Annotated in this window: 23 protein-coding genes and 2 tRNA genes; 12 read left to right on the top strand and 13 right to left on the bottom strand. The window is 68.6% G+C overall.

The annotated features are described in order from the left end of the window. Positions 1–32: 32 nt before the first annotated feature. From FQ142_RS01410 to FQ142_RS01385, 6 genes are all read left to right on the top strand, one after another. The gene (locus tag FQ142_RS01410; protein ID WP_149421927.1) at positions 33–1,301 is read left to right on the top strand and encodes a sensor histidine kinase; all 1,269 of its coding nucleotides are present in this window, start codon (positions 33–35) and stop codon (positions 1,299–1,301) included. After that, the gene (locus FQ142_RS01405; protein ID WP_149421926.1) at positions 1,289–1,975 is read left to right on the top strand and encodes a LuxR C-terminal-related transcriptional regulator; all 687 of its coding nucleotides are present in this window, start codon (positions 1,289–1,291) and stop codon (positions 1,973–1,975) included. Before FQ142_RS01410 ends, FQ142_RS01405 begins: the two co-directional genes overlap by 13 nt. Continuing rightward, positions 1,972–2,913, top strand: a complete 942-nt coding sequence (locus FQ142_RS01400; RefSeq protein ID WP_188042265.1) for a DUF4097 family beta strand repeat-containing protein — start codon at positions 1,972–1,974, stop codon at positions 2,911–2,913. The genes FQ142_RS01405 and FQ142_RS01400 overlap by 4 nt, the downstream gene beginning before the upstream one ends. Positions 2,914–2,997: 84 nt before the next feature. Further along, positions 2,998–3,071: transfer RNA gene (locus FQ142_RS01395), tRNA-Ile, on the top strand. A 25-nt stretch (positions 3,072–3,096) separates the two neighbouring features. After that, a tRNA-Ala gene (locus FQ142_RS01390) sits at positions 3,097–3,169 on the top strand. 217 nt (positions 3,170–3,386) lie between these two features. Then, positions 3,387–3,650, top strand: a complete 264-nt coding sequence (locus tag FQ142_RS01385) for a hypothetical protein (protein ID WP_149421925.1) — start codon at positions 3,387–3,389, stop codon at positions 3,648–3,650. 14 nt (positions 3,651–3,664) lie between these two features. Here FQ142_RS01385 and FQ142_RS01380 read toward each other — a convergent pair whose 3' ends face one another. The 3 genes from FQ142_RS01380 to FQ142_RS01370 form a co-directional block, all read right to left on the bottom strand. Beyond that, entirely contained in the window at positions 3,665–4,195 is a 531-nt protein-coding gene (locus FQ142_RS01380) for a DUF3253 domain-containing protein (RefSeq protein ID WP_149421924.1), read from the bottom strand. An 80-nt stretch (positions 4,196–4,275) separates the two neighbouring features. After that, on the bottom strand, positions 4,276–5,397 hold the full coding sequence (locus tag FQ142_RS01375; RefSeq protein WP_149421923.1) for a M24 family metallopeptidase: 1,122 nt from the start codon (positions 5,395–5,397) through the stop codon (positions 4,276–4,278). Between the two features lie 42 nt (positions 5,398–5,439). After that, a complete protein-coding gene (locus tag FQ142_RS01370; protein WP_056414398.1) occupies positions 5,440–5,889 on the bottom strand; it encodes a DUF1801 domain-containing protein in 450 nt (149 codons plus the stop codon). A 149-nt stretch (positions 5,890–6,038) separates the two neighbouring features. On the opposite strand from FQ142_RS01370, the gene FQ142_RS01365 reads away from it, so the two are divergent. Then, a complete protein-coding gene (locus FQ142_RS01365; protein WP_056414396.1) occupies positions 6,039–6,461 on the top strand; it encodes an NUDIX hydrolase in 423 nt (140 codons plus the stop codon). A 1-nt stretch (position 6,462) separates the two neighbouring features. Here the strand turns inward: FQ142_RS01365 and FQ142_RS01360 are convergent, their stop codons facing one another. Continuing rightward, the gene (locus FQ142_RS01360; protein WP_188042322.1) at positions 6,463–6,924 is read right to left on the bottom strand and encodes an aminoacyl-tRNA deacylase; all 462 of its coding nucleotides are present in this window, start codon (positions 6,922–6,924) and stop codon (positions 6,463–6,465) included. 50 nt (positions 6,925–6,974) lie between these two features. Beyond that, a complete protein-coding gene (locus FQ142_RS01355) occupies positions 6,975–7,475 on the bottom strand; it encodes a hypothetical protein (protein ID WP_056419116.1) in 501 nt (166 codons plus the stop codon). Positions 7,476–7,620: 145 nt separating this feature from the next. Between FQ142_RS01355 and FQ142_RS01350 the strand changes: the two genes are divergently transcribed. After that, on the top strand, positions 7,621–8,178 hold the full coding sequence (locus FQ142_RS01350; RefSeq protein ID WP_045254020.1) for a peptidylprolyl isomerase: 558 nt from the start codon (positions 7,621–7,623) through the stop codon (positions 8,176–8,178). An 18-nt stretch (positions 8,179–8,196) separates the two neighbouring features. Next, the gene (locus FQ142_RS01345; RefSeq protein ID WP_149421922.1) at positions 8,197–9,096 is read left to right on the top strand and encodes a rhomboid family intramembrane serine protease; all 900 of its coding nucleotides are present in this window, start codon (positions 8,197–8,199) and stop codon (positions 9,094–9,096) included. 167 nt (positions 9,097–9,263) lie between these two features. Here FQ142_RS01345 and FQ142_RS01340 read toward each other — a convergent pair whose 3' ends face one another. Continuing rightward, positions 9,264–9,503, bottom strand: a complete 240-nt coding sequence (locus FQ142_RS01340; RefSeq protein ID WP_045254022.1) for a cell division protein CrgA — start codon at positions 9,501–9,503, stop codon at positions 9,264–9,266. Between the two features lie 84 nt (positions 9,504–9,587). Here FQ142_RS01340 and FQ142_RS01335 point away from each other — a divergent pair, with 84 nt between their 5' ends. Genes FQ142_RS01335 through FQ142_RS01330 form a run of 3 tightly spaced genes read left to right on the top strand, consistent with a single transcriptional unit; the run spans position 9,588 to position 11,227 of the window. Then, a complete protein-coding gene (locus FQ142_RS01335) occupies positions 9,588–10,382 on the top strand; it encodes a class E sortase (protein ID WP_149421921.1) in 795 nt (264 codons plus the stop codon). Positions 10,383–10,403: 21 nt separating this feature from the next. After that, positions 10,404–10,559, top strand: coding sequence for a hypothetical protein (locus tag FQ142_RS17360; protein WP_188042264.1), 156 nt, complete (start codon positions 10,404–10,406; stop codon positions 10,557–10,559). Beyond that, complete coding sequence (locus FQ142_RS01330; protein WP_149421920.1) at positions 10,556–11,227, top strand: anthranilate synthase component II; 672 nt, start codon at positions 10,556–10,558, stop codon at positions 11,225–11,227. The genes FQ142_RS17360 and FQ142_RS01330 overlap by 4 nt, the downstream gene beginning before the upstream one ends. Here the strand turns inward: FQ142_RS01330 and pknB are convergent. The 7 genes from pknB to FQ142_RS01295 all read right to left on the bottom strand — a co-directional run bounded on the left by pknB (position 11,203) and on the right by FQ142_RS01295 (position 20,219). Then, entirely contained in the window at positions 11,203–12,900 is a 1,698-nt protein-coding gene (pknB, locus tag FQ142_RS01325) for a Stk1 family PASTA domain-containing Ser/Thr kinase (protein WP_149421919.1), read from the bottom strand. The two genes, FQ142_RS01330 and pknB, sit on opposite strands and share 25 nt — an antisense overlap. 58 nt (positions 12,901–12,958) lie before the next feature. Beyond that, entirely contained in the window at positions 12,959–14,704 is a 1,746-nt protein-coding gene (locus FQ142_RS01320) for a protein kinase domain-containing protein (protein ID WP_149421918.1), read from the bottom strand. Further along, a complete protein-coding gene (locus tag FQ142_RS01315; RefSeq protein WP_149421917.1) occupies positions 14,701–16,155 on the bottom strand; it encodes a peptidoglycan D,D-transpeptidase FtsI family protein in 1,455 nt (484 codons plus the stop codon). Before FQ142_RS01315 ends, FQ142_RS01320 begins: the two co-directional genes overlap by 4 nt. Positions 16,156–16,287: 132 nt before the next feature. Continuing rightward, complete coding sequence (locus FQ142_RS01310) at positions 16,288–17,673, bottom strand: FtsW/RodA/SpoVE family cell cycle protein (protein WP_149421916.1); 1,386 nt, start codon at positions 17,671–17,673, stop codon at positions 16,288–16,290. Next, positions 17,670–18,959: a PP2C family protein-serine/threonine phosphatase gene (locus FQ142_RS01305; RefSeq protein ID WP_056414373.1), complete on the bottom strand. Its 1,290-nt coding sequence runs from the start codon at positions 18,957–18,959 to the stop codon at positions 17,670–17,672. Before FQ142_RS01305 ends, FQ142_RS01310 begins: the two co-directional genes overlap by 4 nt. A gap of 7 nt (positions 18,960–18,966) precedes the next feature. Beyond that, entirely contained in the window at positions 18,967–19,494 is a 528-nt protein-coding gene (locus tag FQ142_RS01300; RefSeq protein ID WP_045254030.1) for an FHA domain-containing protein, read from the bottom strand. Then, entirely contained in the window at positions 19,491–20,219 is a 729-nt protein-coding gene (locus FQ142_RS01295) for an FhaA domain-containing protein (RefSeq protein WP_045254031.1), read from the bottom strand. The genes FQ142_RS01300 and FQ142_RS01295 overlap by 4 nt, the downstream gene beginning before the upstream one ends. Positions 20,220–20,453 lie beyond the last annotated feature (234 nt).

The following is a 20,453-nucleotide window of genomic DNA, read 5'->3' as shown; positions in this document are numbered from 1 at the left end:
CGGCCTCGTCAGCCCCGCCGTACCTTGGAACCATGACGACACAGACTGCCACGCCACCCGAGGTGACGGCCACGAAGCCGCCGCTTCGCCTCTTTCTCTCGATCCTGCATCTGGCCGGCATCGGGGTCATCGGCGGCTTCATCTTCGCGACCCTCTCGGGACTGCTCGGCACGGGCCTCGGTCTGCTCTTCGCGGCCGGAATCGGGGCTGTGCTCCTCGTCGGCCTCGTCTACGCGCTGTTCGGCGTCGGCTGGTTCGAGGTCGCCCGGGTGGGAGCACTGTATCGGACTCCGATCGCACCGCTGCGGTTGCGCCCACGGGACCGTCCCGGCTTCGTCGGGTGGCTGCGTTCCCTGGGACGGCAGTCGATCGACGGCCGGATGTGGCGGGCGCTCGCGAACTTCGCGATCACCGCGGTGCTCGGCTGGATCGTGCTGCGCCTGGCGTGGGGCGTCGTGTGGTCGGTGATCATCTGCTTCGCTCCCCTGACCGCCACCGACGCCGTCATCGGCCCGTTCGGAGGCGGGGGCATCCCCGTCGCGTGGGCACCGGTCGTCGGCATCCTCGGACTGGCCGCCTCACTCGCCGGCATGATCGGTCTCGCCCTGCTGCACCGCGTGCTCGCGCTCTCGATCGTCGTCCGCAGCCGTGAGGCCGAGCTGACCGAAAGGGTGCGAGCCAGCTCCGCCCAGCGCGAGGGAGCGGTGCGTGCGGCCGATGTCGAACGCACCCGCATCGAGCGCGACCTGCATGACGGCGTCCAGCCCCGGCTGGTGTCGGTGGGCATGACCCTCGGGCTCGCCCAGCAGAAGATCGATCATGACCCGGGTGCCGCCAAGGAGCTCATCGCCGAGGCGCACACGTCGACCAAGGCGGCCATCACCGAGCTGCGACAGCTCGCCCGCGGCATCCACGCCTCGGTTCTCGACGACCGCGGTCTCGACGCCGCGCTGTCCGCGCTCGCGGGACGCTCGCACATCCCGGTGAGCCTCGACGTGCGGATGGACGGGCGGTGCAGCCGTGAGGCCGAGGCCGCGGTGTACTTCTCGATCGCCGAATCGCTCACCAACGCCGCGAAGCACTCCCGCGCCAGCGAGGCCAGGGTCACCGTGCGGCGGCGCGAGGGCGGCATCCTCTGGGCCCGCGTCGAAGACAACGGCATGGGCGGCGCCCAGGTGCAGCCCGGCGGCGGCCTCGACGGCATCGCGAACCGCGTGCTCGCCGCCGGCGGCACCTTCCGCCTGGAGAGTCCCGTCGGCGGCCCGACCAGCCTGGAGGTGAACGTGCCATGCGCATCCTGATCTGCGAGGACTCGGTCCTGCTGCGTGAGGGACTCGTGCGACTGCTCGAGGACGCCGGGCACACCGTGGTCGCCGCCCTGCCCGATGTCGAAGGACTGCAGGAGGCGGTGTCCGCGAGCGACCCCGAGCTCTGCATCCTCGACGTGCGCCTTCCTCCCACGTTCACCGATGAGGGCATCAGGGCCGCACTCGGGCTGCGCGCGACGAATCCCACGCTCCCGCTCCTCGTGCTGTCGCAGTATGTGGAGGAGCGCTACGCCTCCGACCTCATCGCCGCACAGGGCGGTCCGCTCGGCTACCTGCTCAAGGATCGCGTCGCGGACGTCTCGGAGTTCCTCGCCTCCGTCCAGCGGATCTCCGAGGGTGCGACCGTGCTCGACCCCGAGGTCGTGGCGCAGCTGCTCACCCGTCGCAATCGGGACGACCGGATGCAGCGGCTCACCGAACGCGAACGCACCGTGCTGGCGCTGATCGCGGAGGGCAAGTCGAACCAGGCGATCGCCGGTCTGCTCTTCCTCTCCGAGGCCAGCGTCGAGAAGCACATCACCGCGATCTTCCAGAAATTGGGCTTCGAGCAGGGCGAGTCGGGCAACCGACGCGTGCTGGCGGCGCTCGCGCACATCGAGAACACCGGCGGTACGACGCCGACCGGACAGACAGGAGCGGGACGATGACGACCAACGACGACCACCGGGGCGGCCACACGCCCCTGACGCCGCCGCCGGCGGCCCCCGAGACGACCACGGCCGCCCCCGCTTCGTCGGAGCAGCAGTCCCCCGCGCCACGCACGGATCGCGGCCGCACTCCGGGGGCGACAGCGGTCCTGGTCGTCACGGCCGTGGTCGGCGGCATCGCGCTGCTCGTCTCGGGCGGCACGGCGGCCGTCGCCGGCACCCGGGGTCTGCTCTCGTCGTCGTCGACCGACGCGGGAGACGCGGTGCAGACCGCGGAGGTGACCGGGCTGCAGGGCATCGATCTGGATGTGGACGCGGGGAACATGCGCGTCGAGTTCGGCGATGTCGATGAGGCACGGCTCTCGATCACCAACAGCCGTGGACCGGCGTGGTCCCTCGAGCGCGAGGGAGACGAACTGGTCGTGCACTCGCCGGACTTCGAGTTCGGATGGTGGTTCGGCAGCTGGTTCGGTGACGACCAGTCGGCGGTGCTGACGCTGCCGGACAGTCTGCGCGACGCCGCCCTGGATGCGGACATGACCCTCGATGCCGGCAGTCTCGACGTGGTCGGGGACTTCGGGGAACTCGACATCACCGTGAACGCGGGGGCGCTCGATGTCGAGGGGTCTGCGAGCGCTCTGAGCCTCGACATGAGCGCCGGCCGCGCCGACGCCCTGCTCGACGGTGTCGACAGCGCGACGCTCAGCGTCTCGGCGGGGGACCTCAACATCGATCTGACCGGACGGGCGCCCTCCACGACGACGATCGACGTGAGCGCGGGCTCGGTCGATCTCACCGTGCCGGACGAGGCGTACGCGATCACGCAGGAGGTCAGCGCGGGGTCCCTCGACGCCAAGGTCGAGCAGTCCGCCGCCGCCCGGCGATCGATCGATGTGTCTCTCGCGGCGGGAAGCGTCACGATCCGTCCCGGTCGATGATCCTCGTCGAGGGCGGGGGTTCGACGGTCCCCCGCCCTCGATTGGGTAAATCCGGAAATCTCCGGTAAAGTTTCGGAGGTTGACGGGCCCATAGCTCAGGCGGTTAGAGCGCTTCACTGATAATGAAGAGGTCCCAGGTTCAAGTCCTGGTGGGCCCACTCATCAACTCAAGAAATCCCTCACGGGGCCTTAGCTCAGTTGGTAGAGCGCCTGCTTTGCAAGCAGGATGTCAGGAGTTCGAATCTCCTAGGCTCCACACTGTGTTGAGACAGTTCGAGAAGGCCCCGCCATGTGCGGGGCCTTCTCGTTTCCCGCCCTCCACAGGTGTTAACAACCCTGTTAACAACTACGGCCGCGCCACAGCCCACGACCCGACGGACCCTTCTTTCATGTCTTCGCAAGGATCGCAACCCCCCTTCTCAGCTCCGCGACTCGGGCGTAACGTGCCGGTCATGGGTGAGGAGAAGTCCACTATGGTCCAGACCGAGATCACGTTCGACGGGACGAGCTTCCTGCTGTCCCAAGACCAGGACGTGGGAGATCTTCGTCACCGCATCGAGGAGGCGACACGAGGCACCGGCACTTTCGTCGACCTCGTCGTGGTCGGCAACAGGTCGGTGAGCGTGCTGATCACCCCACGGAGCCATGTCACCATCAGCGTCGCGACGGTCGCGTACGACTCGCGCGACACCGGCGACCTCGACTATCCCTACGGCGGATACTACGACGTCATCTGAGGCCGTCCGACGGTTCAGAGTCGCGGCCCGCGGATCATCCGCACCGGACCTCTCGCCTGGCGGATGTCGACGGTCTCGCCCTTCTGCGTGACCACGATCTCGTCGCCGTCCGCGAGGGTGCTCGCGATGCGCCGCACCTCGGGCATCAGCGCTCGCCAGGATTCCCCGCCGATCGCGCGGGCCACATCGCTCGGGCAGATCGACGAGCCGTCGCGTCTGCGCGTGAGAGCACGGATGGTCGCCGCGATCCTCTCGTCGAACGCCTCCCCTGCACGCTCGTCCCACCAGGGCGCTCCGCGCTCGCCCAGAGCGGTCTTCGCATCCTGCACGCGTCGTCGGGCATCGGACTCCGCACCTCTGACCGCGCGCCGCGCCGCCATGAGCTCGTCCACCAGCTCCTGCCGGAAGGAGTCGGGGATCGACGGATCCGTCGCCCGCCAGCGGCGTCCGTCGATGATCACATGGTGACCGTCGGGAGTGCGCTCGGGGCCGCCGTCGCCCGTGTCGTCCTTCGTCGTGGAATGCGCGCCGCCGACAGATGCCATGTCCGGCAGTCTGCCCTCGTGGTGCGACATGCGACAGGGGCTTGACCGCCCCGGGACGGGTCCGTCGGGCGATCCCCGTGTCAGCCGACCGGAGTGAGCTCGTGAGGGGCGACGTTCAGGCGCTCGCATCCGTCTGCCGTCACCACGACGATGTCCTCGATGCGTGCGCCCCAGTGCCCGGCGAAGTAGATGCCGGGTTCGATGCTGAAGGCCATGCCCTCGCGAAGGACGAGGTCGTTGCCGGGCGCGATGTAGGGCTCCTCGTGCACCGAGACGCCGATTCCGTGACCCGTGCGATGAAGGAACGCGTCGGCGAGACCCGCGTCGGCAAGCACGCCGCGCGCCGCGGCATCCACGTCGTGCGCGGTCGCCCCGGGGCGCACGGCGTCGACGGCGGCCTGCTGGGCGCGCACCAGCGCGTCGATCCGCTCCGCCGCGTCGGGGGCGGGGGTTCCGACGACGTAGGTGCGCGTGCTGTCGGAGTTGTAGCCGCTGGGCACCGCTCCCCCGATGTCGACGACGACGACGTCTCCGTCCTGGATGACGCGGTCCGAGACCTCATGGTGCGGGTCGGCGCCGTTCGGACCGGATCCCACGATGACGAACTCCACCGTGCGGTGTCCCTCGGCGACGATGGCGTCGGCGATGTCCGCCGCCACCGCGCGCTCGGTGCGGCCGGCACGCAGCCACTCGTGCACACGTCGGTGCACGGCGTCGATCGCCGCCCCGGCTCTGCGCAGCTCGGTCACCTCGTCGGCGTCCTTGATCATGCGGCCCTCGCGCAGCACCGGCGTCGCGAGCTCGATGTCCACGCCGAGTCTCCGCGCCAGAGGCACCACGTGCAGCGCCGGAAGCGCATCGGAGACGCCGACCCTGGACACCTCCCCGAGGGCGGCGGCGACGAGTTCGTACGGATCCTCGCCATCGACCCAGTCCGCGACCGCGAGACCGAGATCACCCACGGCAGTACTGCGCACCTTCGCCAGTTCCATCCGAGGGACGACGACCGTCGCAGCCGTGCCGGGGCCGAGGATCAGCGCGGTGAGGCGCTCGATCGTGTCGCCCTCGACACCCACGAGGTACTCGAGGTCTGGGCCCGGGCCCACGACGATCCCGTCGAGACCCGCTTCGGCGGCCAGGGCCGACGCCCGATCGAGTCGGGCGGCGTAGACGGATGCGGGGAAGAACGGCAGTGTGCTCACGCGTCCACGCTACTGCGCGCACACCCCGCCACGCCTGCGGACTCAGCTGACAGCGAGACGGATGCGCTCGCTCAGCACCTTGCGGTTGCCCGCCGACAGGTCGAGCAGCGCATATGCCGTGGGCCACATGGTGCCGTCGTCGAGGTTCGAGATCGGCTCGAAGCCGAAGGTGCCGTAGCGGGCCTTGAACTTGCTCGCGGGCTGGAAGAAGCACAGCACCTTGCCGTCCTTCCCCCACGCGGGCATGCCGTAGTAGGTGCGAGGCACCAGTTCGGGCGCGACCTCGCTGACGAGATCGTGCAACGCCGCAGACAGCGTGCGGTCGTCCGCGTCGGGCAGCTTGGCGATGGCTGCCTCGAGATCGGCCAGTCCCTCTGCCCGCACGTCCTCCGGGGTCTTCTTGGAGCGCGAGCGGGATCTGCGCTTGTCGGCTGCCGCCTCCTTCATGGCCTCGCGCTCCTCCGCGCTGAAGTTCTTCTCGTCGTCCGCCATGGTCGATCCTCTCCTCGGGTGTCGCGTGATGGCTTCAGACTACGGATCGGGTCGGCGCGGTGCTTCTCGATTCCTGATCGATGTGCCGCGGCATCCGTGCATCGGACACATACGGCGACCTCTGCGTCGGCGCGAACTATGGTGTTCTCATGGACATGCGGGTCGCGGCATACGCGGTCGTCACCGATGACGACGGGCGCATACTCCTGGCGCGCTGGATCGAGGGACGGCGGGTCGCCTGGACCATGCCGGGTGGCGGACTGGAGCCCGGCGAGGCTCCGGAAGACGCGGTGCGCCGCGAGCTTCGGGAAGAGACGGGGTACACCGTCAAGGTCGGCGAACTGCTCGGGATCCACTCGCGGGTGATTCCGGCGACCCAGCGCGTGACGCCGTCGGATCAGCCCCTGCACACACTGCGCATCGTCTACCGGGCGACGGTGCGCGGCGGACGGCTGCGGTTCGAGACGGAGGGGTCCACCGACATGGCGGAGTGGTTCCCCCGCAGAGCGGTGGCGGAGCTGCAGCGCGTCAAACTGGTCGACATCGCCCTGCGGATGGCGGGCATCCTCTGAGTCAGGCGCGCGGTTCCTCGGGGACCGAGATGTCTGCGACCGTGGCGTCGTATGCCGCGATCAGGTCGTCGGCGTCGACGAAGAGGCTGTACCCGTGGGCGCCAGCACCCATCGCGATGCGCTGACCCACGATGGACTCGTCGGCGAAGACCGGCCACGCGGTCGTGCTGCCGATCGGCACGATGGTGCCTCGTTCATAGCCCGTCGCCGCCAGAGCGAGATCCGGTTCCGGCAGACGGAGCTTGTTGACGCCGACCACGGCACGCAGCTTCGGCCACGAGATCGAGCGCCCGCCCGGGACGAGGGCGAAGAGGTAGGTGTCGTCGGACCGCTTGACGACCAGTGTCTTGACGATGCCGGAGGCGGGGATGCCGAGGAGCTCCGCTGCCTCGTAGAGGCTCCCGGCGGCCGGACGTTCGAGGATCTCGATATCGAGGCCTCGTGACGCGGCGGCCTCCCGCACCCGTGCATGAAGATCCGCCGGCTCGGAAGCCGGCGGATCCGTCGGTGAAGTCACGCGTCGGGTGCGGAGAGCGGGTCGTCTGCGACCCAGAGCTCGTCATCCGCGCGAAGCGCCTGCCAGGCGGCGTACAGCACGCCGGCCGCAGCTGCGGCACCGAGGATGATCGCGATGATCGACCCGGCGCTGGGGCCCTTCGGCTCGGGCTTCGTCGCCTTGCGGACCTTCTTCACGACGCCTTCGCGCTTGGAGTTCGCGACGTCCCATGCGGTGAGCGCAGTGCCCACGACGCCACCGACGATCGGGACGACCTTGTCGTCGACGACGTGATGACCGAAGCGGACTCCGCGATCGACGACCGGCGCCACGCGACGGTTGTAGGTGTCCTGCACGACGGGTCCGACCTGCTCGCGGCCGAAGTGGCCGAGCTGGCGTCCGGCCTCACGCGCGACGTCGGCCGCATGGCCGACCAGGACCTGCTGGTTCTCCCAGAGCTGGTTCGCGTCGGACTGAAGACGACGCAGCTCCTTCTTCCGCTTGCGGCTGATGCTCACGATGCTCTCCTGTCGATTGGAGTACGGGTTCCCCATCTTGCCACGCGACCCTGGATGGGGGGAGGGAATCGCCGAACCCTTGCATCTGGCGTCGATCAGCGCTAGCGCACGGCCCGCGCACCGGAAGCTCTGAGAGAATGAACGCATGGTCAACGCTTCTCATGTCGCAACCCTGCACACCAACCACGGTGACATCGTCATCAACCTCTTCGGAGATCACGCCCCGAAGACGGTCAAGAACTTCGTCGGTCTCGCCGACGGCACCCAGGACTGGACGCACCCCGCCACCGGCAAGCCGGGCGAGGGCCCCCTGTACAAGGACGTCGTCTTCCACCGAATCATCCCGAACTTCATGATCCAGGGCGGCGACCCGCTCGGACAGGGCGTCGGCGGCCCCGGCTACAACTTCGACGACGAGATCAACATGGAGCTCACCTTCGCCGAGCCCTACATCCTCGCCATGGCCAACGCCGGCCTGCGTCGCAACGCCATCACCGGCAAGGCAGAGGGCACCAACGGCTCGCAGTTCTTCATCACCACCGACCCGACCCCCTGGCTGCAGGGCAAGCACACGATCTTCGGCGAGGTCGCCGACGACGCCTCCAAGGCCGTCGTCGACAAGATCGCCGCTGTGCCGACCGCTGCGGGCGATCGCCCGATCGAGCCGGTCGTGCTGCAGTCGATCGACATCGTCGCAGCCTGACGACGCGGGCCGATCCGGATGACGACGCCTGAGTTCGCGGGCAATCGCGACAACTTCTGCTACCGGCATCCGGATCGGCAGAGCTTCGTGCTCTGTCAGCGGTGCCTGCGCACGATCTGCCCCGAGTGCCAGACGCAGGCCGCCGTCGGCGTGATCTGCCCCGAGTGCATGGCTGAGCAGCGCAAGAGCCGCACTCCCGCGCAGAAGCGGGCCGAGCGCCGATGGGGCGGTCGCAACACCGCCACGGCTACCGTGCGCAGCGGCAAGCCGATGGTGACGTATGTGCTGCTCGCGATCACCTCGTTCATCGGGCTCGTGCAGCTGATCCCCGGCCTCGGCGACGCCGTCACGGCGCAGCTGCTGTTCGCACCGAGGTACCTGTACCCCGATCTCTCGCTCCTGCCCTTCGAGCCGTGGCGCCTGCTCACCGCGGTCTTCGCGCACGGCGGGTTCCTTCATCTCGCTCTGAACATGCTCGCGCTGTGGATGCTGGGGCAGAACCTCGAGCCGATGCTGGGTCGAGCGCGCTATCTCTCGCTCTACCTGATCAGCGGACTCGGCGGCTCCGTCGCTGTCGCGCTGCTCGATCCCTCCGGTGCGACCGTCGGTGCGTCCGGCGCGATCTTCGGCCTGATGGCCGCCCTCCTCATCATCGGACGGCACATCGGCGCGAACGTCACCGGCATCCTCGTGATCCTCGGCATCAACTTCATCATCGGGTTCGTGATCGGCGGGATCGCCTGGCAGGCGCACCTCGGCGGTGCGATTGTCGGAGCGCTCGTCGCGTTCATCCTCACCCGTACCCGGCGTCGAGAGCAGCGGATCGCGCAGATCCTGCTGCTCGCGGCGGTCGTCGTCGCGCTGGTGCTGCTCGTGTTCGTGCTCGCCCCCTTCCTGATCACGACCGTTTACTCCTGATCAGGAGTTGTTAACAGGGTTCTCAACCGGTGTGAATAACATCCGTGTAATTCTCCCCAGGGTGGGGATAACCTGTGGATAACTCGGATGTCCGATCGACGCTGCACGCAGAAGAAGGCCCCTCCCGCAGATGCGGGAGGGGCCTTCTTCGAAGCGACGGCGGCGGGTCAGCGCCAGCGCGTGGTCATCAGGAAGCCGATCAGGGCGATGCCGAGGCCGATGGCCAGGTTCCAGTTGTCGAGGCCCGGAATCGGGAACTGCATGCCCGAGATGTAGAACACGAGGATCCACGCCAGGCCGAGCAGCATGAAGCCGACCATCACCGGCTTGAACCACACGGCGTTGGGCGCGGCTTCGCCTTCGCTGCGCGGAACTTCGGGTTCTTCGGTGTTACGGTCGCGTGCCATTCCGCCAGTGTACCGAAGTCTCGTATATCGCACGGAATCCCGCGGTGTGGGCGGGACTCCAGGTCTGGGCGATAAGATCACGCCATGACTGCATCCGTCGTCTCGGGGGAGCGACGCCTTCGCCGTCGCCGCCGTCGTCCGCGCGCGACCTTCACGGGAGTCCTCGGTGAACTGCTGCTCACCGCCGGCGTGCTCGTGCTGCTGTTCGTCGCGTGGCAGATGTGGATCGGCGACATCATCATCAGCGCCCAGAAGAACGACGAGGGCGCGGCGGTCTCGCAGGAGTGGGCAGAAGGACCGCCGCCCGAGCTGCCACCCGTGATCGAGACCGACGACGGCACCACGGTCTACGAGCCGGTGATCCCGGCCCCGCCCGCCGACACCCAGCTGCTCGGCCAGATGCATGTGCCGCGATTCGGTTCCGCGTACAACGTGGGCATCTACGGCGGCACGAGCCGCGCTCGCACGCTCGACGACCTGGGAATCGGCGTCTACACCGACTCGAAGATGCCCGGCGAGGTCGGCAACTTCTCGATGGCCGGACACCGCACCACCTGGGGAAAGCCCTTCAACCAGCTCGACAAGCTGCAGCTCGGCGACGCGATCGTCGTCGAGACGCCCGACGGCTGGTTCACCTACCGCTTCCGCACGCTCGAGTACGTCAAGCCCAGCCAGACAGAGGTGCTGCTCGACGTGCCGCAGATGCCCGGCGCTGAGACGGGGGAGCGGTACATCACCCTCACCGCATGCTCCCCGCTGTACTCGCTCGCTGAGCGCATCGTGGCCTACGGCGTGTTCGAGAGCTTCCAGCCGCGCGCGGAGGGCCCGCCCCCAGCCCTGACCGATCCGCCCCCGCCGCCGGCCGGCCCGTCGATCTAGCCCGAAGGAACGAGACGACACATGTATGCAGCCCTCTGGCGCCTGCTGCCCGGTCCGTGGTGGCTCAAGCTCTTCCTCCTCCTCGTCCTGATCGCGGCCGTGCTCTACGGTCTGTTCTGGTTCGTGTTCCCCTGGATCAGCCCGATCGTCGCTCCCGGGGAGGTCGACCTCGAATGACGCGAGTGCTCGTCGTGGACAATCACGACAGCTTCGTGCACACCCTGGTCGGATATCTGCGAGAGCTCGGCGCCGAGGTGACGCTCGTCGAGGCCGATGCGGTGGACACCACCGCGCTCGAGCGACTGCTCGCCGACGTCGACGGCGTGATGGTCTCACCCGGGCCCGGATCGCCTGACGAAGCAGGCTCCTCCCTCGACGCCGTGCGCATCGCGGCGCGCACGCGCAGGCCGCTGCTCGGCGTCTGCCTCGGACACCAGGTCATCGGCACCGCGTTCGGCGCCCCGGTCACCGAGGCGCCCGAACTGATGCACGGGATGGTGTCGCACGTCGTGCACGACGGGTCCGCGCTGTTCGCCGGCATCCCGTCGCCCTTCACCGCCGGGCGGTACCACTCACTGGCGTTGGCGGAGTCGACGCTGCCCGATGATGTCATCGTCACCGCGCGTGCCGGCAGCGGCACCGTGATGGCACTGCAGCACACGACGCTGCCCATTGTCGGCGTGCAGTTCCACCCGGAGAGCGTGCTCACCGAGGGCGGGTACCGGCTCCTCGCGAATTGGCTGCGGATGTGCGGCGACGACGCCGCCGTCGCACGATCGGAACGGCTGCATCCGCTGGCGGCGTCCGGCGCGGGTCGGAGTCAGCCCGCCGCCGCTGCGCAGTAGCGCAGTTCGACCGTCGACCCGATCTCGACATCGCCCGGCGCGGCCGACATCGAGGCGACCGTCGGTGGCGTCGCTCCGGGGCAGTCGGTGAGCTCGACCGGGCTCGGCGTGAGGCCGATGCGCTCGAGCTCCGCCTGCGCCGCCTCCAGCGTCCAGCCGGTGACATCGGTGAGGGTCACGCGACCGCTCGCGACCACGAGGTTCACGACCGTCTTCGGTGCGACCTCCGTCTCGGCCGCCTCGCTCGCCTCCATCACGGTGTCCGCTGCCAGACCGTTGTCGTTCTGTTGTCGCACCGTGCCGAGTTCGAGGCCGGCGGCCGCGAGGGCGTCCTTCGCCGCCGAGAGAGACAGGCCCTCCAGGATCGGCACCACCACGGTCTCCTTGCCGGAGGACACGTAGACGGTCACCGAGTCGCCTTCCCGCACCGCTGTCCCCGCCTCGGGATCGGTGCGGATGACATTGCCCTCGGTGATGCCGCTGCTCGATTCGAGGATGAGCTTCGCCGTGAGATCGAGTTCGCTCAGGTCGTCCTGTGCGCGTTCGGACGACACGTTCACGAGGTCGGGCACCTGCCGTGACGTCGACGGCACCTCGTCGGGACGCATGCTGAGCGTCCACACCCAGAACAGCACGGACGCCAGCAGCACGGCGAGGAGTGCGACGCCCGCCCAGATCCAGGCGACGGGCGGACCGGACTGCGTCCGCGCCATCGTCGTGTCGGTGCTCAGCTGCCTGAGCGAGCGGGCGGTCTCCTGTGCGGCGCGGGGGCTCGGACCGTAGAGCTCGCTGGTCAGGGCCCCGAGCTCCTTGCGGCTCGGAGCATGACCGGACACCGCGGAATCCAGCGCGGAACGGAAGTGCGCGGCATCCGGGTACCGCTGGTACGGGTCCTTCGCGAGAGCGCGCAGCACGATCGGATCGAGGGCTCCGGGGGAGTCCTCGTTGACCTCGGTCGGCGGCACGGGAGTCTCGCTCACGTGCTGGTACGCGACGGCGACGGGCGACTCGCCGCGGAACGGCTGGCGCCCGGTGAGCAGCTCGTACAGCACGACACCGGTGGAGTAGAGGTCGGCACGCGCGTCGACCGGCTCGCCCTTGGCCTGCTCGGGCGAGAAGTAGGCGGCGGTGCCGATGATCTGAGTGGTCTCGGCGACCGTCGACGAGGAGTCCGACACGGCTCGGGCGATGCCGAAGTCCATGACCTTGACCTGGCCCTTGTCGGTGACCATGACGTTGCCCGGCTTGATGTCGCGGTGCACGACGCCCGCGCGGTGCGAGTAGTCGAGCGCCTCGAGGATGCCGTCGACGTAGCGCACCGCGTCATCGACGGGCACGGGGCCCTTCGCGATGATGTCCTTCAGCAGCGTGCCGCTGATCAGCTCCATGACGATGTACGGCGGCTCATCCGTTCCGCTGTCGGCCGTCGACGGGTCGCCGGCGTCGTAGACGCGGACGATGGACGGGTGCGACATGCGCGAGGCCGACTGCGCCTCGAGCCGGAACCGCGTGCGGAACGCCGTGTCACGAGCGAGCTCGGGGTCGAGGATCTTGATGGCCACCGCACGACCGAGCGTCAGGTCCTGGCCGCGGTAGACCTTCGCCATCCCGCCGTGCCCGATGAGCTCGTCGACGCGGTAGCGTCCCGCGAGAACGCGTGGCTCTGTCGACACGTACTGACCCCCTGATACCAGCTGATGAATTCTTTCAGACTACGGTGCGATCGTCCGATCAGCCCTTGTCGTCGCCACCCTCTGTCACAGCGGGGATGATCACGACGCCCTTCATGGCATCCGACTGCTCGGACGGCATGTCGCTTCCGCAGAAGACGCGGAAAGTCGCGGTGATGCTCTGTCCCGCGGTTCCGGGGATGATCTGGGTCGACAGGATGCTCGGTCCGAAGCTGCGGATCGACTCACCCGGGTTCCCGCCCGAGAACGTGGCGTTCGTGAGCGTCACCTCGAAGGCGGATCGTGCCGGCGTGCCGGAGGGGCACTCGAACGACGGCCAGTTGAGCGTGACGGGCTCGCCCTCGGTGGGCGTCCCGGCGAGCGTCGGGGTTCCCGCGGGCTTGCCGACCTGGACCTGCGCCTTGTAGGTGGTCAGAGTGAGGACGGTGCCGGGGGGCACGTTGCCGCCGGGCTGGACGGACTCGACCGTTCCCTCCTGCTCGGCGCTCGACGCCACCGAGTTGCCTTCGACGCACTCGGCCTGCAGGCCGGCGTTGGTCGCCGCGGCGCGCGCGGCCTCGCACTGCATGCCCTCGAGGCCGAGAGCATCGACGTCGACCAGCTCGGGCTCCGGCGTCGGCGTGTCCGACGGCGTCGGCGTGTTCGAGGGCGTGGGCGGCGGAGTGGTGGCGGTCGTCTCGACCGGGGCGGGGTCGGCGTCACCCTGATTCGTCAGCGCGAAGACGGTTCCGCCGAGCACGATGACCAGCAGGGCGATGAGGGCGACGAGCGGCCAGGTCCACGGACTGCGCTTCTTCTTCGGCGTCCCGGCATCGTCCTCCGCGGCGACTCCGGTGGGGAGCTGTGCGGTGGTGGGGAGGATGCGGGTCGCTCCCTCGGCGCCGGACGACGTGAGAAGCCGGGTCGCGTCGTCGGACGCGATACCGCCCGTGGCGATGGCGGGCACCGCGATGGCCGCGGAGTTCAGGTCGCCGCGACGCAGCGCCTGGGCGGCGCGAGCGACGGTGGCCGACGACGACGGGCGATCGGACGGCTTCTTGGCGATCATCGCCATGACGAGGTTCTGCACCGGGATCGGCACGGTGGGCGGCAGCGGCGGGGGCTGCTCGTTGATCTGCGCCATCGCGATCGCGACCTGCGACTCACCCGTGAACGGACGCTTGCCGGCGAGGGACTCGTAGGCCACGATGCCGAGCGAGTAGGTGTCGGTCGCCGGCGATGCCGGGTGTCCCGATGCCTGCTCCGGCGACAGGTACTGCACGGTTCCCATCACCTGACCGGTGGCCGTCAGCGGCACCTGGTCGGCGATGCGGGCGATTCCGAAGTCGGTGATCTTGACGCGGCCGTCGGGCGTGATCAGCAGGTTTCCCGGCTTGATGTCACGGTGCACGAGTCCGGCGGCATGCGCTGCCTGCAGAGCGGATGCCGTCTGGGCGACGATGTCCAGCGTCTTGTCGGCGCTCAGCGCACCGTCGCGCTCGAGAAGGGTCGACAGTGCCTCGCCGGGCACGAGCTCCATGACGAGGTAGGCGCTGCCGTTCTCCTCGCCGTAGTCGAAGACGCTCGCGATCCCCTCGTGGTTGACGAGCGCGGCGTGCCGCGCCTCCGCGCGGAACCGCTCGAGGAACCCGGGGTCCCCCATGTACTCGTCCTTGAGGATCTTGATGGCCACGGTGCGTCCGATGACGTGATCCGTCGCCTCCCACACCTCGCCCATGCCGCCGATCGCAATACGCGACTGCAGCTCGTAGCGACCACCGAACGACACACCCTGCGTCGGTCTCATCTGCCCAGCACCGCCTCTATGACCTTCTTCGCAATCGGAGCGGCGATGGTGTCGCCGGATCCTGACTGCCCTTGTCCGCCGCCGTCTTCGACGAGGACCGCTACTGCCACCTCGGGGTCGTTCGCCGGTGCGAAACCGGTGAACCACAACGTGTAAGGCTTGTTTCCGTTCTCGGTCGTACCGGTCTTCCCGGCGACATCGACCCCATCTATTCTTGCACCCTGGGCAGCGCCGTTCGAGACACTGGCGACCATCGACGCCGTCACCTGATCGGCGACCGTGGCGTCGAGTGCACGCCCGAACTCGGTGTCATCGAACGCCCGCACCACCGAGAGATCGTTGCCGATCACCGTGTCGACGAGTCGGGGGTTCATGACCACTCCGTCGTTCGCGATCCCCGCCGACAGCATGGCGATCTGCAGGGGCGTCGCGGTGACCTGGCCCTGGCCGAATCCCGACAGGGCGGTCTGCGCGTCGTCGAGACCCTGGGGGTAGCTCGACGGCGTCGACTCCAGGGGTGTGGAGAAGCTCTTGTTGAAGCCGAACTTCTCGGCCATCTCGCGGATCTTGTCGTCGCCGAGCTGCACGGCGAGCTCCGCCATCGGGATGTTGCAGCTGAGCCTGATCGCCTCGGAGATCGTGACCGTGTCGCCGTCGCCGCAGGTGCCACCCCAGGCGTTGGCCACCGTGTTGTTCGACCCCGGCAGCTGGAAGCGCGCGGGGTTGGGCAGTGTGGAGTCCGGCGTCCAGTCTCCCGACTCGTACGCGGCAGCCGCGACGATGAGCTTGAAGGTCGAGCCCGGCGGGTTGAGGTCGCCGGCGATGGCCCGGTTCGACAGCGGCTTGTTCGCCTCGGCGACGAGCTGGTCGTAGGTCGCGTTCGCGGCATCCGCATCGTGGGTCGCCAGCAGATTGGTGTCGAACCCCGGGGTCGAGGCCATCGCGAGGATGCGGCCGGTCTTCGGCTCGATCGCGACCACAGCGCCGTTGAGGCCCTGCAGAGCCTGGTATGCGGCGGTCTGCGCCGCGGTGTCGAGGCTGAGCTCGACGCTGAAGCCGGTCTGCGGCTGGCCGGAGAGGATGCGCTCGATCTCCGAGAAGAACGCGCTGGATCCGGTACCCGAGAGGTCGGCGTTCATCGCGCGCTCGATGCCGGTCGCCGACTGCAGAGCGGGGTTGAAGTACCCGGTGACCGGCTCCCACATCGCCGCGTCGGTGTAGACGCGCTGGAACTGGTAGCGGTCGTCCGCCGGGTTCGACGAGGCGATCGCGACGTCGTCGACGATGATCGATCCGCGCTGGATCTCGTAGCTGTCGAGCAGAGTCCGGCGGTTGTTGGGGTCCTGGGCGAGGGTGTCGGCCTCGACGACCTGGATCCAGCTGGTCGCGGCGAACAGCGAGATGAACATGAACAGCATCACGATGCTGAGACGGCGGAGTTCTTTGGTCATGCGACGCCCCCTTGGGCGGAGTGCGCGCCGGCCACTGAGCGCTCTTGGGCTCGTCGCTGCGCCCCGGTTCCTGAGCGAGCGAAGCGAGACGAAGGGCGCTCAGCGGCCGAACCTACGAAAGCTTGGGTCATGTCAGCCGATCACCGCCCGGGGTTGGCTACGGACACCGTCGGAGATGCGCAGCAGAACGGCCACGATCAGCCAGTTGGCGACGAGGGAGGATCCACCGGCGGCGAGGAACGGCGTGGTGAGACCGGTGAGCGGGATGACGCGGGTCACGCCGCCGACCATGATGAACACCTGCAGCGCGATCGTGAACGAGAGGCCCGTCGCGAGGAGCTTGCCGAAGTCGTCCTGACCGGCGAGGCCGATGCGGATGCCGCGGCTGACGAACACCATGTAGAGGCAGAGGATCGCGAACAGCCCGACGAGGCCGATCTCCTCGCCGAGGCTCGTGATGATGTAGTCGCTGTGCGCCAGGGGAGTGACCTCGGGGCGCCCCTGACCCCAACCCGTGCCGAGCAGCCCGCCGTGTGCGAGGCCGAAGAGACCCTGCATGGGCTGGAACCCGGCGCCGTCGGGGTCGACCTTCTCGGGATCGAACAGGAACAGCCAGTTGATGAAGCGCCCCTGGACGTAGCTGAGGATCTGCGTCGCCACGGCGACACCTGCAGCGACCAGGGCGAGGCCGATGAGCACCCAGCTGGTCTTGCCGGTGGCGACGTAGAGCATCGCCACGAACATGCCGAAGATCAGGGTTCCCGTGCCCAGGTCGCGCTGGATGACGATGATGCCGAGCGAGATCGCCCACACCACGAGCACGGGACCGAGCTCCCGCATCCGCGGCCAGGTGATGCCGAGGAACTTGGTTCCCACCGATGTGAGGCTCTCTCGGGTGCGCACCAGGTAGCCGGCGAAGAAGATGGCGAGGCAGATCTTCGCGAGCTCGCCGGGCTGGAAGGCGAACATGCCGCCGAGCGACACCCACACGGCGGCGTTGGCGTCGGGGATGCGCAGGCCGGGCACGAACGGCAGCAGCAGCAGCAGGATGCCGGAGAGGCCGAAGATGTAGGTGTAGCGGAACAGCACGCGGTAGTTGCGCAGCAGGATGACGCAGGCGATCGCGCCGGCGAGCGAGATCGCCGACCAGGCGAGCTGCTTCGTCGAGTAGGCGTTCCAGCCGGTGAGCGACTTGGCGATGTCGATGCGGTAGATCATCGCGATGCCGAGGCCGGTGAGCAGGGTCGCGATCGGCAGCACGAACGGGTCGGCGTCGGAGGCGACGGCGCGCAGCACGAAATGCACCGCGAAGGCGAGCACGGCAAGGCCCCCGCCGATCGCGAGGATCATCGGGTCGATCAGGCCGAGCGCGCCGAGCTGCACCAGGGTGAGCGATGCGCCGCTGATCGCGACCGCGAAGAGCAGCAGCCAGAACTCGCGGTTGCGCTGCGTCTGCGGCATCCGCATGCGTCGGAGCGCCGTGATGACGCTCGTGTCCGCCGTGACGTCGGTGGTCATCCCGCATCCTCCGTCGGCGTGGGCAGGGGAGTGGGCAGCGGCGTCTCGCCGGTGACGCGATCGGCGCCGGCCTGCAGACGTGCGACGATCGCCTCGGCGTCGGAGAACGACCGGGCGGTGATCGTGCGCTCCACGGAGTCGCGCTGGTACGGCGGCAGGTTCGCGAGCAGGATGTCGGTGTCGCGCAGGGGAGTCGAGAGTGTGATCGGCCCGATGTTCTGCTGCACGCCCTGATAGATCACGACGCTGTCGTCATCGGCGCCGACGAAGTAGCGCGTCTGGGTCCAGCTGTAGGCGGCGAACGCGGCGAACGCGAGCATCGCGAGTACGACGAGCATCCCGGCGATCCAGCCCCAGCGGCGGCGCTTGGCGCGACGGCGGTCCTCTTCGATGAGCTCCTCGAGGTACTCGGGTGCCGGCTCGAAGTGGCTGGGTTCGTTGGCGGCCTGGCGCACAGGGTGCAGCCAGTTGCCGCGGGGGGCGCGCACCGGCGGGACCGTGACGTTCGAGGGGTTCGACGCGGACCCGACGATCGTGGGCGTGCCCGAGTGCATGGCGTGCTGCCCGCCGACCTCGACGAGCACGATCGTGACGTTGTCGGGGGCGCCGCCGTCGAGCGCCTGCTTGAGCAGGTTGTCGGAGGTGCGCCCGGGAGCCATGCCCATGCGCATCGCCTTGAGGATGTGGTCCTCGTCGACGACTCCGGAGAGACCGTCGGAGCAGAGCAGCCAGCGGTCACCCGGCTGGGTGTGCATGACGAACATGTCGAGCTCGGGATCGGCGTCCATGTCGCTCAGCACGCGCATGAGCACCGAGCGCCGAGGGTGGTAGCGGGCTTCCTCGGGGGTGATGCGTCCCGAGTCCACCAACCGCTGCACGAAAGTGTGGTCCGCGGTGATCTGGGTCACCGCGTCGTCGCGGTACAGGTAGATGCGCGAGTCGCCGATGTGGCCGATGACCGCGTAGTCGTCGACCATGATGATCGCGCTGAGCGTGGTGCCGAGACCGGCGAGCTCGGGGCGATCCTTCGCAGCGCGGATCAGGTCGCCCGCGGCCGTGGTGGCCGCCGCTTGCAGTGAGGCCTGCGCGTCTTCGACGGATGCGTAGGGCTGGTCGAGTGGCTCCAGACGATGGATCGCGATGCTCGAGGCGACGTCCCCGCCCGCGTGGCCGCCCATGCCGTCGGCCACGACGAAGAGGTTCGCCCCGGAGTACCCGGAATCCTGGTTGTTGGAGCGGACCTTCCCGGTATGGGAGATCGCGGCGCTCGAGCCTTCGAAGACCATGCCCGGGTCAGGCTCGCAGCTCGAAGGTCGTGGCGCCCACCTTGATCGGGGTGCCGAGCGCGAGACCGACCGGACCGCCGGTGACGCGCTGACCGGCGACGAAGGTGCCGTTCGTCGAGTCGAGGTCCTGGATCGCCCAGCTGTCGCCGCGCAGCATCAGGCGCGCGTGGTGGCTGGAGGTGTAGTCGTCGCGGATCACCAGCGCCGACTCGCTCGAGCGTCCGATGGTCAGGGTGTCGGTGCCCAGCGGCAGCTCCAGACCGGCCTTGGGTCCTGAGGTGATCACGAGCCGCTTGGCGGTCGCGATGGTCGCGGGACCTGTGCTGGCCTTGGCCGATGCGGGGCGCGATGCGACGGGTGCCGCGGCCGGTGCCGGAGCGGGTGCTCCCGCGGTGGCCTCGGCCGGGAGCTTGCGCACCTTCATGCCGAACAGATCGGCACGCAGCGAGTAGATGACGCCGAAGACGAAGAACCACAGCAGCAGCAGGAAGCCGATGCGCAGCAGCAGGAGGACGAGTTCACTGGGCGTGCTCACGAGAGGGCTCCGAACGCACGGGTCGCATCGTCGTCACGCGGCCGAGGAGGGCGTGACGGGGTGGCGACGGGAACGATGCGGAACACCAGGTCGGTGCGTCCGATGGTCATGGTGGTGTCGGTGGGGAGTGCGGCCTCGCGCACCTTCTGACCGTTCACCTTGGTGCCGTTAGTCGAGCCGAGGTCGCGCATCATGGCGCGCTCGCCGTCCCAGAGGACCTCGATGTGCTTGCGGCTGGATCCGGCATCCCCGATCGTGATGTCGGCATCCGAGCCACGTCCGATGACCGTGCGAGCGCGGGTGAGGGGGTGGCGCCGACCGTCGACGTCGATCACCGCCTGCCAGTTGACGCGGCCCTCGACGGTTCCCGAGCTGACGTTGACGGTGCCAGTGGCGACCTTGTCGTCTGCCTCGAGGTCGATCGAGAGCGGCCCCGAGAAGCTGTAGCCCTGGGACTTCGCGTGCTTCGAGAGAAGAGCGTGCAGCTCGTCGGTCAGGGCTGCGCCCAGCGTCCGCATGCGCTCGGCGTCGTCGGTGCTCAGGCGCACGACGAAGCTGTTGGGCGCGATGATGCGGTCACGGCTCACCACGGCCGCCTTGGTGTCGGCTTCACGCCGCAGGGCCGAAGCGATCTCCACAGGCTGGATGCCGCTGCGGAAGGTCTTCGCGAACGCGCTGTTCACAGCGCGCTCGAGACCCTTCTCAAAGCTGTCAAGTAGTCCCACTGGGCTCCTCTGGCATACCGACCGGTAGGGACATCGTAGCCAGGTGGCCTGGGTGAACGCCCTCGCGAGGCGGGAGAACGCCGAGAATCCGGGGGAGAGGGGGAGTGTGGAGGCATCCCGTGGTGGTGTCTCGAGCTCGTCGATCGGTGCCGGATGCCGGACCTCGGCACGGATGCAGGACCAGAACGGCCGTCTTGTCCTGCATCCGTGCCCGGGTCCTGCCGAGGTCGCGGC

The sequence above is a fragment of the Microbacterium sp. ANT_H45B genome, assembly GCF_008369345.1.
In the GTDB taxonomy this organism is placed as follows: domain Bacteria; phylum Actinomycetota; class Actinomycetes; order Actinomycetales; family Microbacteriaceae; genus Microbacterium.
This window is presented reverse-complemented; position numbering and strand designations above follow the sequence as displayed.

Excerpts from the sequence above, each read along its gene's own strand:
- FQ142_RS01315 (WP_149421917.1), bottom strand. The coding sequence starts at position 16,155 with ATGACCAAAGAACTCCGCCGTCTCAGCATCGTGATGCTGTTCATGTTC.
- FQ142_RS01320 (WP_149421918.1), bottom strand. The coding sequence starts at position 14,704 with ATGAGACCGACGCAGGGTGTGTCGTTCGGTGGTCGCTACGAGCTGCAG.
- FQ142_RS01340 (WP_045254022.1), bottom strand. The coding sequence starts at position 9,503 with ATGGCACGCGACCGTAACACCGAAGAACCCGAAGTTCCGCGCAGCGAA.
- FQ142_RS01410 (WP_149421927.1), top strand. The coding sequence starts at position 33 with ATGACGACACAGACTGCCACGCCACCCGAGGTGACGGCCACGAAGCCG.
- FQ142_RS01400 (WP_188042265.1), top strand. The coding sequence starts at position 1,972 with ATGACGACCAACGACGACCACCGGGGCGGCCACACGCCCCTGACGCCG.
- FQ142_RS01365 (WP_056414396.1), top strand. The coding sequence starts at position 6,039 with ATGGACATGCGGGTCGCGGCATACGCGGTCGTCACCGATGACGACGGG.
- FQ142_RS01370 (WP_056414398.1), bottom strand. The coding sequence starts at position 5,889 with ATGGCGGACGACGAGAAGAACTTCAGCGCGGAGGAGCGCGAGGCCATG.
- FQ142_RS01380 (WP_149421924.1), bottom strand. The coding sequence starts at position 4,195 with ATGGCATCTGTCGGCGGCGCGCATTCCACGACGAAGGACGACACGGGC.
- FQ142_RS01345 (WP_149421922.1), top strand. The coding sequence starts at position 8,197 with ATGACGACGCCTGAGTTCGCGGGCAATCGCGACAACTTCTGCTACCGG.
- FQ142_RS01350 (WP_045254020.1), top strand. The coding sequence starts at position 7,621 with ATGGTCAACGCTTCTCATGTCGCAACCCTGCACACCAACCACGGTGAC.
- FQ142_RS17360 (WP_188042264.1), top strand. The coding sequence starts at position 10,404 with ATGTATGCAGCCCTCTGGCGCCTGCTGCCCGGTCCGTGGTGGCTCAAG.
- FQ142_RS01330 (WP_149421920.1), top strand. The coding sequence starts at position 10,556 with ATGACGCGAGTGCTCGTCGTGGACAATCACGACAGCTTCGTGCACACC.
- FQ142_RS01405 (WP_149421926.1), top strand. The coding sequence starts at position 1,289 with ATGCGCATCCTGATCTGCGAGGACTCGGTCCTGCTGCGTGAGGGACTC.
- FQ142_RS01335 (WP_149421921.1), top strand. The coding sequence starts at position 9,588 with ATGACTGCATCCGTCGTCTCGGGGGAGCGACGCCTTCGCCGTCGCCGC.
- FQ142_RS01305 (WP_056414373.1), bottom strand. The coding sequence starts at position 18,959 with ATGGTCTTCGAAGGCTCGAGCGCCGCGATCTCCCATACCGGGAAGGTC.
- FQ142_RS01310 (WP_149421916.1), bottom strand. The coding sequence starts at position 17,673 with ATGACCACCGACGTCACGGCGGACACGAGCGTCATCACGGCGCTCCGA.
- FQ142_RS01385 (WP_149421925.1), top strand. The coding sequence starts at position 3,387 with ATGGTCCAGACCGAGATCACGTTCGACGGGACGAGCTTCCTGCTGTCC.